Here is an 18088-nt window from a genome sequence, read left to right on the forward strand (position 1 = left end):
TGAGACCGATCCTGGGCACGGCTCACATGCCCAGGGCTGCAATATAGCGACTCTTCGTACGTATATCGGGAGCAGCGGAACGACGCCGCGAGCGCTACTCCACCGTGAACACGGCGCGCCTGAGGTCTTCGCGGCGGGACGAGTGGCCGATCAGCAGCTCGAACTCGCCGGGCTCGACGAGGCGGTTGACCTCGGCATCCACGATCGTGCAGTCGGAGACCGGAATCTCGATCTCCACGCGCTTGGTCTCGCCGGGCGCAATCGAAACGCGCTTGAACGCCTTGAGCTCACGATCCGTCCAGCTCACCGAAGTCACGATATCGCCGATGTACGCCTGCACCACTTCGGTGCCGGGACGTTCACCGGTGTTCGTCACCGCCACGGTGGCACGAACCACGTCGTCGGCGCCGAACGGCTGGTCACCGTTCTCGATCTCCACGTCGCCGTATTCGAAGGTGGTGTAGGCCAGACCCTCGCCGAACGCGAATGCCGGATCCTGCGTCAGATCGGCGTAACGGTTGCCATGCTGTCCGCGGATCTGGTTGTAGTACATCGGCAGCTGGCCGGCGTGACGCGGGAAGGTGATCGGCAGACGACCGCTCGGCTCGGTGACGCCCAGAATGATCTCGGCGATGGCCTGGCCGCCCTTCATGCCCGGGCTCGGCGCCCACAGCAGCGCGGACGCGGCCGGGAAGGAGTCGGCACGCTTGATCACGCCGTTCACGGCCCGCTCCCCCAGCACACAGTCCGGCAGCACCTGCGGCTTGGAGCTCATCAGCACCACGACCAGCGGCTTGCCGGTTTCGGCGGCCACGTTCGCCAGCGCCTCCAGCAGCGCGTTCTGGCCGCCGAGCAGTTCCAACGTTCCGGTGGAGCAGGTTTCGCCGATCAGCTGGATCACATCGCCGACCACGGCCACCACCAGATCGGATTCACGGGCCGCGGCCACCGCCTCGTCGAGCAGATCCTGATCGACCGGCGCGGGCACTCCGACCTTCGGTCGCGGCTGGCCGTCCGGGTAGGTCTCGCCTTCCGGATCGGGAACGAGATCCACGATGTTCGCGCCACGGGAGTAGGTGACCTCCCAGTCGGCGGGAGCCAGATCGCGGAATCCGTCGAGCACGGTGGTGATCGTCTCGCGGGGATGACCGTCCGGCATCCAGTTCACCTGACCGGAGTTGCCTGCCCAATCACCCAGCTGGGTCTGCGCGTCGTCGGCCAGCGGGCCGATCACGGCGATCTTCTTCTTGACGCCGGCCGCGGAACCGGCGGCTGCATCCGCGGCACCAGTAGTAGCGGCACCGGCAGCCGGGATCTCGAACGGCAGCGAACCGTCGTTGCGCAACAGGGCCACGGATTCGCGGGTGAGATCAAGATTCACCTGCGCGTGCTCGGCGGAACCGATCACGGCCTTGATACGTTCGGGATCGGGCAGACGCGGATCCTCGAACAGGCCGAGGCGGAACTTCAGCGCCAGGATGCGGGAGACGGCCGAGTCGAGCAGCGACTCCTCCAGCAGACCGGTCTTCACTGCCTCGATCGCACCTTCGTAGAACTGCGGGGTGGTCATGACCAGATCGTTGCCGGCCTTCACCGCGGCCGCGGCTGCATGCACGTAGTCCGGCTGCACCTTCTGCTCCCACACCGAACGACCGACGTTGTCCCAGTCGGTGATCAGCGTGCCGTTGTAGCCCCACGCGCCGCGCAGCATGTCGGAGAGCAGCCACTTGTTGAAGGTCACCGGCACGCCTTCGATGGACTCGTAGCCGAGCATGAACGTGCCGCAGCCTTCCTTGGCCACTCGTTCGAACGGCTGGAGGAACCAGCTGGCCAGCTTGCGGTGGGAGAGATCGGCTTCGGAAGCGTCGCGCCCTCCCTGGGTTTCGGAGTATCCGGCGAAATGCTTGGCGGTGGCGAGGATCGCATCCTTGCCCAGCGGCTCGCCGGCCTTGGCGCCGCCCTGATACCCCTTGACCATCGCGGAGGCCATTTCGCCGATCAGATGCTGATCCTCGCCGAAGGTCTCGCCCACGCGACCCCATCGGGTGTCGCGCGCGATGCACAGCACCGGGGAGAACGTCCAATGCACGCCGGTGGTGGAGACCTCCTCGGCGGTGGCACGGGCGGCGGCCTGCACTTTTTCGGAGTCCCAGGACACGGCCATGCCGAGCTGTTCGGGGAAGATCGTGGCTCCCGGCCAGAACGAATAGCCGTGGATGCAGTCGTCGCCGATCACCAGCGGAATGCCGAGGCGGGTTTTGGTGTTCACGGTTTCCACCGCGCGGGGCAGATCATCGGGGCTGGTGTGCAGAATCGATCCGACGTGTTTGTCGACGATCAGCTCGTCGAGATTGCCCATACGGGCGTCGAGCTGCATCATCTGACCGACCTTTTCCTCCAAAGTCATGCGGCCCAGCAGGTCGGCGATACGGTCGGAGACCGGCAGATCGGGATTCTTGTAGGGCAGAGTGGTATCGGCCATGGTTCTTACCTTCCTCATTGAACGCCATCGGGATTGTCTCCCGTTGGCAACGGCTTCTATCTACCTTCCATTAGATAATATCACCGATACAGCGAAAAGAAACCCCGTCGCCCAAATTTATGCGAATATCTTTTGGTGATATCGCCGGGCGGCGGGGATGACGGTCAGCCTACTTCGCGGCCTTGGCGTATTCGTCGATCAGGAAGGCGGTGACGGCCTTGCCCGGCTCGCCGAGCAGCGTGGTCAGACTGTTGATCGGCATGGAATTGATGAACAGGTTCATCATGTCGTTGTCGGGCAGCTTGGCCAGTTCGCCGGACTCCCCCTTGGCCTTCATCGCCTCGACGATCGGCCCGCCGATCGGATCCTCACGCCACTCGCTGAAGGTGCTCCACTCGTCCAGCGGCAGGGACTTGCCGTCGCCGTCCAGCGTGACGGACGCCGTGCCGGCGATGTCACGCGAGGAGGTGCCGACCTCGACGGTGTACTCCCCCGCCTCAACATGCCAGCCGTCGAACTTCTCGGACCAGTAGGCGAACGCGCGCTCGTCCAGATCGATCGTGACCTCGGCGGTCTCCCCGGCCTTGAGGAACACCTTCCTGAAGCCCTTGAGCTCGTGGGCCGGACGGGCCACGGCGGCCTTGCCGGGAGCGACATACACCTGCACGACCTCGGCGCCGTCCACATCGGAGGTGTTGGTCACCTTGGCGGTTACGGAGGCGGTGTTCGCACCGGTCTTGCTCACTACCACGTCGGAGATCTCGAAGCTCGCATAGGAAAGGCCGAAGCCGAACGGGTAATCCACGGCCTTGCCGTAGGTGTCGTAGTAGCGGTAGCCGACGAACACACCCTCGCCGTAGTCGACGTGGCCTTCCTCGCCGGGCCAGTTGAGCATGGTCGGATCGTCGTCGATGCTCAGCGGAATGGACTGGGCCAGTTTGCCGGAGGGGCTCACCTTGCCGAAGATCACGTCGGCCAGAGCCGGGCCGCCGGCCTGACCGAGCAGCCAGGATTCCAGAATGCCCTTGGCGTTGTTAGCCCACGGCGCCACGGAGACGACCGAGCCGTTCGACAGCACCACGACGACGTTCGCGTTCTCGGCGGCCACGGCCTTGAGCAGTTCGATCTGCTTGGCCGGCATATCGATGTTCTCGCGGTCGAAGCCTTCGGATTCGGCGGCTTCGGGCAGGCCGAGGAACATCAGCACCACGTCGGCGCCCTTGGCGGCGTCCACGGCCTCGGCAGTGAGGGCCGGGTCCTGCGGTTCGAGGTCGAGCGTGAAGCCGGGGGCGAACCTGGCGTCGATGCCGCGAGCGGTGAGCGTGTCGAGGAATCCGGTCATCTTCGTGGGGGTGATGTGCGATGAGCCGCCGCCCTGATAGCGCGGGGTGCGGGCGAACTCGCCGATCACCGCGACCTTGGCGTCCTCGGCCAGCGGCAGCACGGCATCCTCGTTCTTCAGCAGCACCATGGATTCCAGCGCGGCCTTACGGGCGATCTCATCGTGGGCCTCCACGTCGAAGCGATAGCCTTCGATGCTCATGGCGGCGCGGGCCTTGTCGATCAGATCGATCATGCCCTGGGCCATGCGGTCGAGCTGCTCGGGGGCGATGCGGCCGTCTCGGGCGGCGTAGACGATCCTGTCGTCGGTGAAGCTCGGGGGCATTTCGAGGTTCAGGCCGGCGTTCAGGGAGGCGACGCGATCGTGCGCGGCGCCCCAGTCGCTCATCACGATGCCCTTGAAGCCCCAGTCGCCGCGCAGCACGTCGGTGAGCAGCCAGTGGTTCTGGGCGGCATGCACACCGTTGATCTTGTTATAGGAGCACATGATCGTCCACGGCTGGGCGTTGCGAACGATGTACTCGAACGCCGGGAAGTAGATTTCACGCAGGGCGCGCTGGGAGACGCGGGCGTCCACGCGCAGGCGGTCGGTCTCCTGGCTGTTCACGGCGAAATGCTTGAGCGAGGTGCCCACGCCCTTGGACTGGATGCCGTTGACCAGTCCGGCGGCCTCATGCCCGGCCAGCAGCGGGTCTTCGGACCAGTATTCGAAGCAGCGTCCGCCCAGCGGATTGCGCTTGATGTTCACGCCGGGGCCGAGAATGACGGCGACCTTCTCCTGAATGCATTCCTCGGCCATGGCCTCGCCCACCTGATGGGTGAGCTCCGGGTTCCATGAGCTGGAAAGTCCGGCGGCCGGCGGGAAGCAGGTGGCGGGAACTGAATCGTTGAGATCGGTGGAGCCGGTATCGCTGGCGAGGGACTTGCGTAGACCATGGGGACCGTCGGTGATCATGTAACCGGGGATGCCCTTGGACTCAATGCCCTGAAGATGCCAGGCGTCGCCGCCCGATGTGAGGCTGGCCTTTTCTTCCAGTGTGAGATCGTTGACGGAGGGGTAGGTGTTCTCGCTCATGCTGTCCTCATTCCTTGCGCGTTCACGGTCACCGGTGGCCGCAATGCCACGATGACGACTTCCCGGTTCGGTCGGCCTCCCGGTTCGGATTTCCCTATTTCATCTGCGAAATCTTAAGATCACTATCTCGAGACCAACGTCCTGAGACCAACCGGTCGGTTGGTAAATAATCTACCATGCATTCGATTTCGACACGCTAGCTGACGGATCGGATGCTCGTTTGGCACCGGCCCGGCTCGGTCAAGCAGTACGCCCCCGTCTGCACGACCAGTTCGCGTAGTATCCGCCGAACGGGCCGAACGCTCGTCCGGCGGTTACCCCGGCGGTCACCCCGTGCCCTCCGAACGTGATCAGGCAGCTACCAACCGAAAGGTATGACTACAATGGTGAGGCATATTTTTGTTGTTTCGCATCTGTCAATGGAACGAAAGGCACGCAAAAACCATCATGGCAGCGAACAAGCGCACAGACGACGGCAAGAGCCAAGAAGACGGCCGCTCCCCCGCAATCCAGGAGCCTGAGGAACAGATCGACCGACGCACACGAATTCTCAATGCGGCGGTGGAATACTTCGGCACATTGGGATACTACGGTACATCCCTGCAGAAGATCGCCACCAGTGCCGGACTCACCAAGGCCGGAGTACTGCACTACGTGGGCAGCAAGGAAGGGTTGCTGCGGCTGGTGCTGACGGAGATGTACGATCAGGAGACCAACGAGCTGCTGCGGCAGTGCGCGGCGAAGCCACGGCCGTCGATCGCCGAGATGTTCCGCGCCACCGTGGAGATCAACGTCAAACGGCCTAATCTGGTGCACATGTTCTCGACGCTGAGCGCAGAGGCACTCGACCCGAACCATCCCGCGCACGACTATTTCGCGGATCGCGAGCGCAACGGCGTGGAGCAGGCGAGGAAGGTGAACTGGGCGGTGCCCGATGGCGTCGATCCAGCCGAGGTGCTGTTGGCCGGATTCAGCATGATGGATGGCGTGCAGCTTCGCTGGCTGCGCAAACCGGGGCAGGATTTCATCGCCATGTGGGCGATGTGCGAGCGCGCGCTGTTCCCCATGCCCCTGTGGGAGGGGTATCGCTGAGGATTTCCGTTCACTCTTTGAAGGCCCCCTGCAAAGAGTGAACGAAAAAAGCGCTCAAAACCGCAGTTACCATAGGGAAACTATCCATATGGCGCCAAATTCAATTCACTCTTTTGGAGGCCCTCGCAAAGAGTGAATTGAGCCAAACGTTCCGATGCTAGACTTTCATGTGGTAAAGCGTTAAACCAAATGCAAAGGAGCATAGTATGACCACCGAAGAGCTCATCAGCAAGGCCATCGAAGCGCGGGAGCGCTCCTACTCCCCCTATTCCCACTTCTGCGTGGGCGCAGCGCTGGAGGCCGCCGACGGCACGGTGTATACGGGCTGCAATATCGAGAACATGGGCTTCGCCCCCACCATCTGCGCCGAGCGCACAGCCTGCGCCAAGGCCGTTTCCGAAGGACATCACGAGTTCACGCGCATTGTGGTGGTCGGCTCGGCCAAGGGCCCGCTGACCGCTTATTGTTCGCCGTGCGGCATGTGTCGCGAGTTCCTCTGTGAGTTCTGCGAGCGGGATTTCCAGATCATCCTCGCCAAGAGCCCGACCGAGTACAAGACCTACACCCTTGACGAGCTCTATCCGCTTACGGAGAAGCCGGTCTTCGACGGCGAGGATGACCCCTTCAAGGGCGCGTTCGGCGGCAAGGAGTAGCCGCGGGCGAGATGTGAACCAGAGACGATGGAGCAGATAGAGACGATGGAGCAGGCATTCGCTCCCCGTATCGTCATTCGGCACCATGCCGATGACGTTTGACCACCCCCAGTCGGCTTACGCCAAACCCGCCCACCGACAAGCCAGACACCATTTCGCACAGCGTTCGACCACCCCCAGTCGGCTTACGCCAAACCCGCCCACCGACAAGCCAGACACCATTTCGCACAGCGTTTGACCACCCCCAGTCGGCTTACGCCGACAGCCCCCGCCAGCGGGGGCTGTGCAAGTGGCCGAGTCAGGGGCAGCACGAAGGTGGATCGAAGGAGCCTCTCCCTATACGGCACACCCCAGCACCTCAGCGTCTGCGGTACGCCTACAACCGCCCCTACGGCGATTCCCGCCTACAGCACGAAGGTGTTGAAGGATCGCGGGTCAAGGGTGACGCTCACGCTGCGTTCCGGGTTCTCCGGGTCGGCGAACGCGAACGGCATCTCGTAGTCGAGTGCGTTCTGCGCGACCACGACGACCGAGCCATCCGGATTGCGGAAGGCGATGGCCATCGAGTTGAAGTGGCCGGACGTACCGAGCACCTTCGCACCGGGACGCACGTACTTCGAGAAGTGCCGCATCACGTAGTATTCCGGATTGCGTCGGATCTCGTGCGTGTCGGCCGTGATGGTGAACAGGGAGTTCTGCCACCAGCCCCAGGTGGAATCCTGATCGTCGAGGATCATGTTCCAGTAGGTGTAGGCCGTGGCGCCGTTGCGCAGATAGTGGTTGATCAGGTGGAAGATGTATTCGGCGTACTCCCAGCTGTTCTCGCCGTTGCCGCATTCGGATTCGGACTGGATCAGTTCGATCTCCGGCCATGATTCATGGGTGCGGGAGATGGCGTCGCGCCCGGCCCACTGGTAAGCGATGCCCTTGATGTACCTGCGCGCGTTCTCGTCGAAGAGGATGTTGTCCACGTAGCGGTTGTAGTTGTCGAGCTTCATGCCGTAGCCGCCGGTGAAGGCCATGTCCTCCGGGCCGTTGAGCGTGCCCAGCCAGATGTCGGTGTCGAGTCCGGCCTCCTCGAAAGCTGGTCCGAGGTAGTCGCGGATGAAGGTCTTCATGAGGTCGGAGGTCCACAGGCAGCTGGGGAACTTCTGGTCGGCGAACACCTCGTTCTGCACATGCAGCTGCGTGACTTCGATGCCGTGCTCGGCGTAGGCCTGCACGTATTTGACGAAGTACTTCGCGTAGGCGGTCATGTTCTCGGGGGTATCGACCAGACGCCCGTAGTTGTAGGCCTTCGGCTTCTTCATCCAGGTGGGCGGCGACCACGGGCTGGAGAACAGCTGCATGTTCGGCTGCCACTGCTGGGCGCTGTGGATGTAGGGGATCAGCGTCTCCTCGTCATGTGCAACGGAGAAGTGCTCCATTTCGTAGTCGCCGTCGGTCTCGTTGTAGCTGTACCAGTGGTCGGAGAAGTCATTGGCGCCGACGGGGGCACGGTTGAACGTGAAGTTCATCTCGTCGGGACTGAACAGCTCCTTGATGATCTGCGCGCGTTCCTCGTCGGTCACGGTCTGCAGCGGCAGCCAGCCGAGTTCGTTGAAGCAGCCGCCGAAGCCGCGCAGGGCCTGATACTCCTCGCCGTCGAGCTGCAGGTCGGGCGAGGAGACCGCACCGGTGGCTTTGATGTCCGAGGTGCGATCGACCAGCTTGTCGGTTTGCGTCGTTGCGATCCACGTGGCCATTGTTTGCTCCTTTTCGCGATGTGAGTTAGGGGGGGGGGAGGTGTATGAAAGTGCAGTTGCGTGGTGTGGGAAGCCGGCAAGAGCGGGGAGGGAAGACGCTCCCGCCGGCGGGACCGGAAGTCCGGAGGGATCAGGGCCGAGTATCAGATCGGGTATTGGCCCGGTATTACTTGACGCCCTTGATGATCTGAATGAAGAAGCAGCCGATGATGGCCAGCGCGATGGAGACCGGGAAGGCGAAGGAGTAGCCCAGGTTCACCACGATGGCGGACATCAGGATCGGACCGCACATCTGACCGAGGGTGGTGGCGAGGTTCAGGATGCCCAGATCCTTGCCGGCCTCCTCCTTGTTCGGCAGCACGTCGACGAGCAGGGCCTGGTCGACCGCGGAGTAGACCGCGTAGCCCAGACCGGCGATGCCGGCGAAGAGGTACATGCCCATCGAGGAGGGGAAGATCCACGGCATGGCGATGCCGATGGCGAAAAGCACGGAGGCCACGATGACCGGGACCTTACGGCGGCCGATGAAGTCGGAGAGCGGTCCGGAGATGAACGATCCGATCAGGGAGACGACCATGATGATGGAGGAGACCACGGAGATGGTGACGGCGGACTGCTTGACGCTCTGGCCGATGTAGTTCTGGATGATGTACAGCTGGTAGACGTTGATCATCTGATAGCTGATGAGCATGCAGAAGCGGCCGACGAACGCCTTGTAGAAGTCGTGGGCGGTGGAGAACTTCGGCGGGCGGAAGCTCATCAGCACGTCCTTGAAGGAGCCTTCGTCCTTGGGGAGGAAGTCGGCGGGAGCTTCCTTCGGCATGATGATGACGGCCACGACGCCGCCGAGGAACATCAGCACGCCGGCCACGGCGAATCCGGGGATCAGGTTGGTGATGAACAGGGCGCCGATCATGGTGCCGATCGGGGCGCCGATGGTGGAGCCGGCGCCATAGAAGGCGGACATCGTGCCGCGCACGCCGGAGGGGACGCGGTCGGAGAGGATGGCGACCAGCGGAGCGATCATGCAGTTCAGGCCGAACATGCAGGCGCAGTAGTAGATGGTGAGCAGTACGGCGTTATGCGTGGTGCCGGTGAGGAACAGCGTCACGCCGCCGAGCAGGGCGCCGAATACGATCCACGGGGTACGGCGGCCGAAGCGGGAGCGGGAGCGATCGGAGAAGTTGCCGAACATCAGGTTGGAGACCAGCGACGCCACTGCGGTGAATGCGTTGACGATGCCGACCAGCGCCTCGGGGTCCGCGCCTTCGATGGCCTTGTAGTGCTCGGGGAGCAGCACTGCGGAAACGATGCCGAGGCCGCTCATCCACAGGATGCCGAACACCAGGAAGCCCGCGCCGAAACGGAACAGCGTGGTTTTGGAGAGCGGCTTGCCCGTGGCGGGGGAGAGCGTGGGATCCTTGGAGGCAGCCTCGATTGCCGCGTAATGCGCGGCGAGGCGTTCTTCCTTCGAAAGGGTTGCAGTTGCCATTGATGTTCTTCCTTCCAATTCAGTCTTCTTCGACCTGACTAGCAACCGGATACCTACTGCTTTGTGAGCTATATACCGGTCATTAGATAACTTTATGATAAAACCAACCGTTCGGTTTGTCAAAAGCGCAAATAATCACAGCGTCATTTCGGGCGTGTTGTCGAAACCCTTGAAAATATAGGGCAATGAGAGGGCTCTCATTATCTATTGTTGACCATCCGTCAGCCAATCAGCACCATCACCGGCATAAATCTTACAGAACACTAACTCGATATCGATCATTCCCCAATACAAAAACGGATCCCGATTGGAAGGACGAATCGGGATCCGGGTTCTTCATACGGATTCAGGTCCGCGGGCCGGACAGTCACCTCGGACGGGAGTCACCGCGGATCGGAATCACGTCAGCCGAACGATCGGCTCAGCCGGCGATCACCACCAGATTCCACGGTCCGATGGTCATGGCGTTGCCGACTTCGATCTTGGTGCCAGCGGCCGGTCCGACGGTCAGATCGTCGACGGCGGTGCCCTCGGTGACGATGCTTCTGCCGCCCACCACGACCTCGCCGGCAACCGGGCTGGAGATCGACACGGACTCGGGGGAGTAGTTGAGCAGATAGGTCACGGTCTCACCGCGTTCGTTCACGCCCTGCCGCACGGTGACCTGACCGGCGAGCCTGCGACCCACCGACTCGATTCCGGCATGATCCACGGCCTCGCGCAGCACGGCCTTCATCACAGTGGGATCGAGCAGCGTGCCGATCCACTCGGCCGAACCGGAACCGAACCCATGACGGGTGACAGCCGCGTAATCCTTCCACGCATAGTGATCGTAGGAGGCCAGCACCTCGGTGCCATCGGCGGGCTTGAGCAGTTCGATCAGCACGTCGGACTGCGCCCCGGAGATGTCCTCCCCGGCCGACGCGGCGGAATCCGCGAGCCCCTCGGCAAACGAAAGCCCCACGTTCTTCGGACGGGTGAACTGGTTGTAGGTGAGGCCGAACACGTCGGTGAGCATGTGCGGGGCGCGGTCGTGCCACACGGTCACCTCGTCGTCCGTGACGAACGAGCGCAACGTGGAGACCAGATGGCCGCCTGCCTCCACGAATCCGCGCAGGGCGGCCAGCGTGGATTCCGGTACGCAGTACAGCGCCGGCGTCACGATCATGCCGTACTGGGCGAGCTTGCGGGCCGGGGCGTCGACGGGGATGAAGTCGCATTCCACGTTGAGCTCGAACAGCGCGTCGTACACGCGGCGCACGACGTCGTTGTAGTTCGGCCCGGTGCCGGTGGGGAATCCGCTGTCGATGCGGAACCATTCCAAGGCGCTCAGCGACTCGTTGTTCACCATGATCGCCACGCGGTTGCGCTTCTTCAGATGACGCAGCCGTCCGCCGATTTCGGGAGCCGCCACCTCGCGGCCGAACACGCCCGCCTCCTCATACGTGGGATTCGGTTCCAGATCGTGGGAGAGAAGGCCCTTCCAGTACGTTTCGAAGGCGTTGTGGATCGAATGCCAGTGCCAGTACATCACACCGTCGGCACCCCCGGCAAGGTGGGAGTAGGCCTGCAACCGCAGCTGACCCGGGAACGGCAGCCACCCGTGCTGACCCTGCGCCTCGGTTTCCAGCACGATGTAGTTGGCGCCATCCTTGATCGATCGGGTCATGTCGCCGCCGAACGCGATCTCCTTGCCGGTGAGATCATCCTCGGTGGGATGGTAGATGTCGATTCCGGCGATGTCGACCGCGGCCTGCGCCTCGAAATGATTCACGGCCGGCTGCACGCCGTAGGAGTATCCGCGCCATTCGAAATCGAAGTTCTGGGTCACGAACTGATCGTCGAGCGCGTATTCGCGGACGATGTCGGCCTGCCAGGCGAGGAATTCGGCGACCTGGGTGCGGCGGAACCGGTCGAATTCGCCGCGCAGCGACTGGTTGATCGACCCGGTGACGTCGGGGAAGTCCTCCCAGGAGTTGATGCGGTTCGACCAGTAGTCGAGGCCGAAATGATTGTTGAGCTCGGTGAGATCGTCGTCGAATTTCTCCCGCAGATACTTGACGAACAGCGTCTGCATATCGGGGGAGCAGGAATCGTAGTACTTGGTTTCGTTGTCCACCTGATATCCGATGACCGAAGGGTGGTTGGCCACATGGGAGATCAGTCGGCGGATCACACGCTCACCGTAGAATCGGTAGGCGGGATTGACGATGTCCATGATCTGCCGGGCGCCGTACTTGCCAGGGCCGTTGGGGGTGACGGCCAGCACGTCCGGATGCATCTTCACCAGCCATGTGGGCACGGCATAGGTGGGGGTGCCCACGATCACCGCGATGCCGGCCCTGTCGGCGGCATCAAGGGCGCGGTCCACATGGGTGAAGTCGAATTCGCCGGGCTGGGGCTCACAGGTGCTCCACGTCGATTCGGCGATGCGGATCACGTTGATGCCGGCCTTCTTCATCAGCTGCATGTCGGTGTCGATGCGGTCGAGGGACTTCGGCATGTATTCGTCGTAGTAGGCGGCGCCGAACAGAATGCGATCAACGGTGTTCTTGCCCATCAGCTCTCCTTCGAGTCGTTCGTCTGACTGTCGATGATCGGTTGGTCGATAATCGACGAGTCGATCAGAGGAAATCAAATAACAGTTAGATAGTTAGATAATAAAATACAATTGCCATATCTGTCAATACGGCGACGCGTCGGAAAGTACAGTGTGCCGAGACTAAAATCCTTGATAATTCAAGGATTTTGAAGGGTTAAGGATGCGCGAATCCGTAAATTTCCAAATAGATTATTTGTTAGATAATAATTGGTGACCGCGCTTTGCCCCGCTTATCGATGCCTTGCCCCAACCACCTCATCCGACCGGCTCCGCCGGCCACCTTCCCCGCAAGAGCGGACGGCCCACGGCCGCGGGCTTCCCCTGTGAGGGGAAGCTGTCGAGTGCAACGAGACTGATGAGGTGGATTCAGGAAGACACCATTGCCAACTCCATCTCATCAGTCAGCCTACGGCTGCCAGCTTCCCCTACAAGGGGAAGCCAAGAAAAGGGCTCCCTACCGATATCCGTCCCACGTCGGCGAGGGGAACAGAATCCGCTCGGCGTGCGCCCACAGGTCGAGCATCGATTCGTCGGGATTGGTGAGCGCCTGCTCCTGCACGCCGTCCATTGCGAAGAACACCGTGACGAACAGGTCATGCTTGGCTTCCGGATCCCGATATTGCGGCGGTAGATTCCACGGTTTGGCCATCATGTCGTCGAGCACCTTGCGATGCCGATGCGCGTACAGTTCGTGCGCCGGATGAGTCGGGTCGGCGGCCTCGATGGCCAGCCGCATGAACAGATTCACCATCTGCGGGCGCTTGGCGTTGCTTTCCACGAGCCGCCGCATCGAGGCCGGATAATTCAGCAGCCCCTCCACCGTAGAATGCACGTCGGTCGAATCGTGGGAGGTCGCCGGCTCAGCGCCGCCACCCTCCGCGACACCCCCTTTACTACCGGAATCTCCATCGTTCGCGGAGCCCGCCGCACCTGCACGTTCGGCGATGACGTATTCGGGCACGATGCCGGAGGCGTCGTAGTATCGGGCGATCACCAGTGTCAGCAGTTCCTCGCGGGTCTTGATGTAGTGGGCAAGACCGGGAACGGTGAGACCAACCGCATCGGCCAGGGTCTGCATCGAGAATCCATAGGATCCGTATCGGGCGATCAGATCGGCCGCGGCCTCGGCGATCTGCGCACGACGAGCCTCGGGGGACAGTCTCCGGCGACGATTGATCGGCCGGAACATCGATTTGCTGATTGCCATTGGATATCCCCCTTACTGTTCATCCAAGAAGACTACCACCGACGCCCCTCACCTGCGAAACCGTTGGATTTCAACAAGACACGCCGTGTTCTTATTTTATATTTTAAAGATATAAGATAAGACCACGAAAAGCCAAGGAACGGCTTTTCACCGCAACACGATCGTCGCCGATCCTTCCTTCCCGGCGACCGATCGTCTACTCCGGCCCGGCAATGCTGCGCGGCCGCAGTGACCGAAAGAAGAGATACAAAGGAGATCACCATGTCTCAGGCACAACCGTCCGTTCCCGCGACGGCGCTTTCCAAGGTTCACAAGATGCGATTCTGCATCGCATTCTTCATCTTCTCGTTCTGCTGGATGCTCGCCCTTCAGGTCGTCGCGGCGGTGCTGCTGCCCCAGCGACTCACCGACATCGCCCCCGACAGCAAGGAAGCCATCTTCGGCGTGCTCAACTCCGCCACCGCACTGGCCTCGCTGATCTCCAACCTCATCGTCGGCAACCTCTCCGACCGCACCCGCTCGATCTTCGGCCGCCGTACCCCGTGGATCGCCTCCGGCGGCATCATCGCCGGCATCTCGCTGTTCCTCATCGGCATCCTGCCCGACGGCACCACCATCGGCATCAGCTACTGCGTCTCCATGGTCGGCCTGAACATGATGATCGCCCCGATCATCGCTTCCCTCTCCGACCGCGTACCCGAAGACATGCGCGGCACCATGAGCGCCTTCATCTCCGCCGGAACCCTGTTCGGCTCCGCCCTCGGGCAGATCGTCGGCGCGCAGTTCATCACCATGCAGCTGCCCGGCTTCATCGTCGCCGGCGTCGTGATGGGCATCTCCGGCGTCGCCGCCGTGATCTGCTGGCCGAAGGAGAAGTCCAGCAAGGACATGGCCCCCGTCGAAGCCGACTTCGGCAGCCTGATCGCCTCCTTCCGCCCGCCGATCAAGGGCGCCCGCGACTTCTGGCTGGCGTTCGTCGGCCGCTCCCTGCTGCTGTTCAGCTACTACATGATCCTCAACTACCAGCTGTACATCCTGCAGGACTACATCGGCCAGTCCACCGAGGACTCCGCCGTCACGATCTCCACCATGAGCATCGTGCTGATGGTCGTCTCCCTGATCTCCGCCCTCTCCGCCGGGCCGATCTCCGACAAGATCGGCCGCCGCAAGGTGCCCGTGGTCATCGCCAGCCTGCTGCTCGCCGTCGGCTACGCCCTGCCGTGGCTCATGCACAGCCCGATGGGCATGATCCTCTTCTCCGCCATCGGCGGCTTCGGCTACGGCATGTACGGCTCCGTCGATCAGGCCCTGAACGTCGACGTGCTGCCGAACGAGGAGGAGGCCGGCAAGGATCTGGGTATCCTGAACATCGCCACCACCCTCGGCCAGATGGTCGGCCCGATCGTCACCTCCGCCATCGTGGTCAACACCGGCTCCTATGGTATGGTGTTCCCCACCGCCATCGTGATGGTCGTCATCGCCTGCATCTTCATCATGCTGATCAAGAAGGTGAAGTAAGGAGCTTCCATGAGCATCGTCATCGATCCGAATCGCGTTATCGGCCGCATCGACCCCAAGCTGCACGGGCAGTTCATCGAATTCCTCGGCGAATGCATCGACGAGGGACTGTGGGTCGGCGAGGACTCCCCGATCGAAAACGAGGGCGGCTACCGCAAGGCCACGCTCGACGCCCTTCGCGCGCTGGAGCCGCCGCTGATCCGCTGGCCCGGCGGCTGCTACGCCGACACCTACCACTGGCGTGACGGCGTTGGCCCGCAGTCCAAGCGGAAGACCACGTTCAACGAGAACTTCGCCACCTATGAGCTCGACGACCACAGCTTCGGCACCGATGAGTTCCTGCGGCTGTGCGAGATGCTCGGCGCCGAACCGTGGATCAACATCAACATGCTCTCCGGCACCGTGGCCGAAATGAAGGACTGGATGGAGTACTGCAACCGCGAGCAGCCCACCGATCTGGCCCGTCAGCGCGCTGCGAACGGCCACGAAAAGCCCTACGGCGTGAAGTACTGGGGCATCGGCAACGAGGTATGGGCAGGCGGCGGCACCATGACCCCGTCCACCTACATGGACGAGTATCGCCGCTTCGCCTCGGCCATGCCGAAGTTCACCACCGACGTGTTCGCCCCCTCGCCGATGTACGCCATCGCCTGCGGACCGGACGGCAACAAGCCGCGCGAACGCGTGGCATGGACGGAGGAGTTCTTCCGCAAGCTGGCCGAGTATCGTCAGCCGCCGATCAACGGCTACGATCTGCATTTCTACAACTGGAATGTGGACAACGACGCCGACACCCCCACCGAGTTCGACGAGGCGGGATGGAACACGGTGATCGAGGGATGCCTCGAGCTGGAGGACATTCTGCGCGACCAGTGGCGGCTCATGAACGACGGACTGGCGCTGATCCACGAGCCGGAGGTGGCCATGGACTCCAGGCTGGAGCATGTGGACCTGATCATCGGCGAGTGGGGCAACTGGCATAAGCCGGCGTTCTTCGCCCGACCGGCCCTGAAGCAGCAGGTGACCATGCGCGACGCGATCACCACCGCGCTCACGCTCGACCTGCTGCAGCGCAACTGCGACAAGGTTTCGATGGCCTGCAACGCCCAGACCATCAACGTGCTCAACTCGCTGGTGCTCACGTTCGGAGACGAAACCGTGCTCACGCCGAACTACGACGTGTTCATGATGTACAAGGCCCATCGCAATGCCGTGGCGCTTGACGTGCCGCGGCAGGATTCCGCCGACGAGCAGGTGTACGTGTTCGCGTCGAAGTCCGACGACGGGAAGCTGACCGTGAACCTGACCAACGCGCATATGAACGATGCCGCCGAGGTCTCGCTGCGGTTCCCCTCCGCCGCCGAGGTGGAGTCGATGACCACGCTGGCGTCCGATGACCCGCATGATTGCAACACCGCCGACCGGCCGGATCTCATCCGCGCCCGCCGAGTGGACGTCGAGGCCTCCGGCACGATCAAGGGTTCGGCCGACGGCACCGAGATCACCGTCTTGCTGCCCGCCGCTTCGGTGAGCACGCTGACGGTCGCACTCTGAATATCAGAGCATCTTGGGGCGGGGAGGGACGGCTTTGCGTCCACCCCGCCCCAGACTTCGTCGTGCACCTCATCCGACCGGCTCCGCCGGCCACCTTCCCCTTGTAGGGGAAGGCAAGAAAAGGATTTCCTTTACCGATACCCGTCCCACACCGGTGAGGGGAACAGCACCCGTTCGAACGCCAGCCATTCGTCGTAGTAGTCGATGGGCGGCTGGCGCAGCCATCGCAGCTGTATGCCATCCATCGCCTCGATCACCATGCGCACGATGGCCTGCATGTGCACGTCCCATTCCACGCCGGGCGGGAGCTTCCACGGATACTTCGAATAGTGCAGCCACACCTCCATAGGCCTGTTCAGGAAGTATTCGTTCAGCGGATGCTCCGGATTGAACGCCTCGGCCTCCAGCACCATATACAGCTGCACCATCTGCCGACGCTGCGCGTTATGCCGCACCAGGAACCGCAGATACGCCGGGAACAGCGGCGCCTCCGGATCGCTGCCCGGCAGACCGGATCTGAGAAAATCGTCCGGCGTGCCGCTCGTATCGTAGATGTCGGTGATCAGCAACGACAGCAGACCGTCCTTGTTGCCGATGTAATGCAGCAGACCGGGCTGGCTCATCCCCACTTCGTCGGCCACGTCCTTGAGCGAAATGCCATTGAACCCTCGTTCGCTGATCAGTCGGGCCGCCGCCTCGGTGATCTCCCGCCTACGCTCATCCGGCATTTTGCGAATCTTCTTCTTCCCCGTAAGTGCCATACGGAACATTGTATATATACCGATCGTTCCATAATCGACGTCCCGGTCGTTTGCCGTACCTGCCACTCCGATCGGCGCACGTCACCGATTTTTTGTCCACTCTTTTTCGACGGCATAAAAGAGTGAACTGATTGTTGTGCGTTTTTCCGCTTACGTGTGCGACTCGCCGATTTCAGAGCCGTTTGATGTTCGATGTTGAGCGCTTTCAATTCACTCTTTTTACCCGGGTTCTAAATAGAAGCGCAACACCTGTCTAAGGTTGGAAGTGTTCAAGTCCACAACCGAAGAGAAAGTGCTGCGCCCATGACGAAAGTGTATTCCCACCTGTCGGCCGAGGAACGAGTCCGGATCGACGAACTGAGGAACCGAGAGGGGCTCGGCGTGCGCCAGATCGCCCTGAGGATCGGCCGGGACAAGTCCACGGTCAGCCGCGAGCTGAGGCGCGGCCTGTGGTTCGCGTCCAACGAGAACGACTCCTACCGTCCGTACAGGCCGAAACGCCTGAAGACGGGCGCATGGACCGCGCGCCCGTTCTACTCGGCCCTGACCGCGCAGCGCAAGGCCGA

12 protein-coding genes are annotated in these 18088 nt (G+C 62.2%); 5 read left to right on the forward strand and 7 right to left on the reverse strand.

Going from position 1 to position 18088, the window contains the following annotated elements; genetic code table 11:
• Positions 1-94: 94 nt before the first annotated feature.
• Together Uis1B_RS09100 and Uis1B_RS09105 are read right to left on the reverse strand one after the other, a co-directional pair.
• A complete protein-coding gene (locus tag Uis1B_RS09100; protein ID WP_101617614.1) occupies positions 95-2500 on the reverse strand; it encodes a glycoside hydrolase family 3 N-terminal domain-containing protein in 2406 nt (801 codons plus the stop codon).
• 151 nt (positions 2501-2651) lie between these two features.
• Positions 2652-4898 (reverse strand): exo-alpha-(1->6)-L-arabinopyranosidase, encoded by a 2247-nt coding sequence (locus Uis1B_RS09105; RefSeq protein ID WP_101617616.1) that lies wholly within the window; start codon positions 4896-4898, stop codon positions 2652-2654.
• A 507-nt stretch (positions 4899-5405) separates the two neighbouring features.
• On the opposite strand from Uis1B_RS09105, the gene Uis1B_RS09110 reads away from it, so the two are divergent.
• Both Uis1B_RS09110 and cdd read left to right on the forward strand, forming a co-directional pair.
• Positions 5406-5990 (forward strand): TetR/AcrR family transcriptional regulator, encoded by a 585-nt coding sequence (locus tag Uis1B_RS09110; protein ID WP_423734885.1) that lies wholly within the window; start codon positions 5406-5408, stop codon positions 5988-5990.
• A 206-nt stretch (positions 5991-6196) separates the two neighbouring features.
• On the forward strand, positions 6197-6643 hold the full coding sequence (gene cdd / locus Uis1B_RS09115) for a cytidine deaminase (RefSeq protein WP_101617622.1): 447 nt from the start codon (positions 6197-6199) through the stop codon (positions 6641-6643).
• A gap of 404 nt (positions 6644-7047) precedes the next feature.
• Here the strand turns inward: cdd and Uis1B_RS09120 are convergent, their stop codons facing one another.
• The 4 genes from Uis1B_RS09120 to Uis1B_RS09135 form a co-directional block, all read right to left on the reverse strand.
• Entirely contained in the window at positions 7048-8388 is a 1341-nt protein-coding gene (locus tag Uis1B_RS09120) for a glycoside hydrolase family 30 protein (RefSeq protein ID WP_101617625.1), read from the reverse strand.
• 166 nt (positions 8389-8554) lie between these two features.
• Positions 8555-9880 carry an MFS transporter gene (locus Uis1B_RS09125; protein ID WP_101617627.1) on the reverse strand — a complete coding sequence of 442 codons (1326 nt, stop codon included), beginning with the start codon at positions 9878-9880 and terminating at the stop codon, positions 8555-8557.
• Positions 9881-10301: 421 nt separating this feature from the next.
• Complete coding sequence (locus Uis1B_RS09130) at positions 10302-12440, reverse strand: beta-galactosidase (protein ID WP_101617629.1); 2139 nt, start codon at positions 12438-12440, stop codon at positions 10302-10304.
• Between the two features lie 496 nt (positions 12441-12936).
• Positions 12937-13689, reverse strand: coding sequence for a TetR/AcrR family transcriptional regulator (locus tag Uis1B_RS09135; protein ID WP_101617631.1), 753 nt, complete (start codon positions 13687-13689; stop codon positions 12937-12939).
• A 228-nt stretch (positions 13690-13917) separates the two neighbouring features.
• Between Uis1B_RS09135 and Uis1B_RS09140 the strand changes: the two genes are divergently transcribed.
• Positions 13918-15207 carry an MFS transporter gene (locus tag Uis1B_RS09140; protein WP_341476255.1) on the forward strand — a complete coding sequence of 430 codons (1290 nt, stop codon included), beginning with the start codon at positions 13918-13920 and terminating at the stop codon, positions 15205-15207.
• Positions 15208-15216: 9 nt separating this feature from the next.
• Complete coding sequence (locus Uis1B_RS09145) at positions 15217-16761, forward strand: alpha-N-arabinofuranosidase (protein WP_101617635.1); 1545 nt, start codon at positions 15217-15219, stop codon at positions 16759-16761.
• Between the two features lie 131 nt (positions 16762-16892).
• Here the strand turns inward: Uis1B_RS09145 and Uis1B_RS09150 are convergent, their stop codons facing one another.
• Positions 16893-17522, reverse strand: a complete 630-nt coding sequence (locus Uis1B_RS09150) for a TetR/AcrR family transcriptional regulator (protein ID WP_101617636.1) — start codon at positions 17520-17522, stop codon at positions 16893-16895.
• Positions 17523-17825: 303 nt separating this feature from the next.
• Here Uis1B_RS09150 and Uis1B_RS09155 point away from each other — a divergent pair.
• Positions 17826-18088: helix-turn-helix domain-containing protein (locus Uis1B_RS09155; protein WP_133124907.1), on the forward strand; the 263-nt coding region annotated here is incomplete at its 3' end.

This window comes from Bifidobacterium margollesii, assembly GCF_002860355.1.
In the GTDB taxonomy this organism is placed as follows: Bacteria; Actinomycetota; Actinomycetes; order Actinomycetales; family Bifidobacteriaceae; genus Galliscardovia; species Galliscardovia margollesii.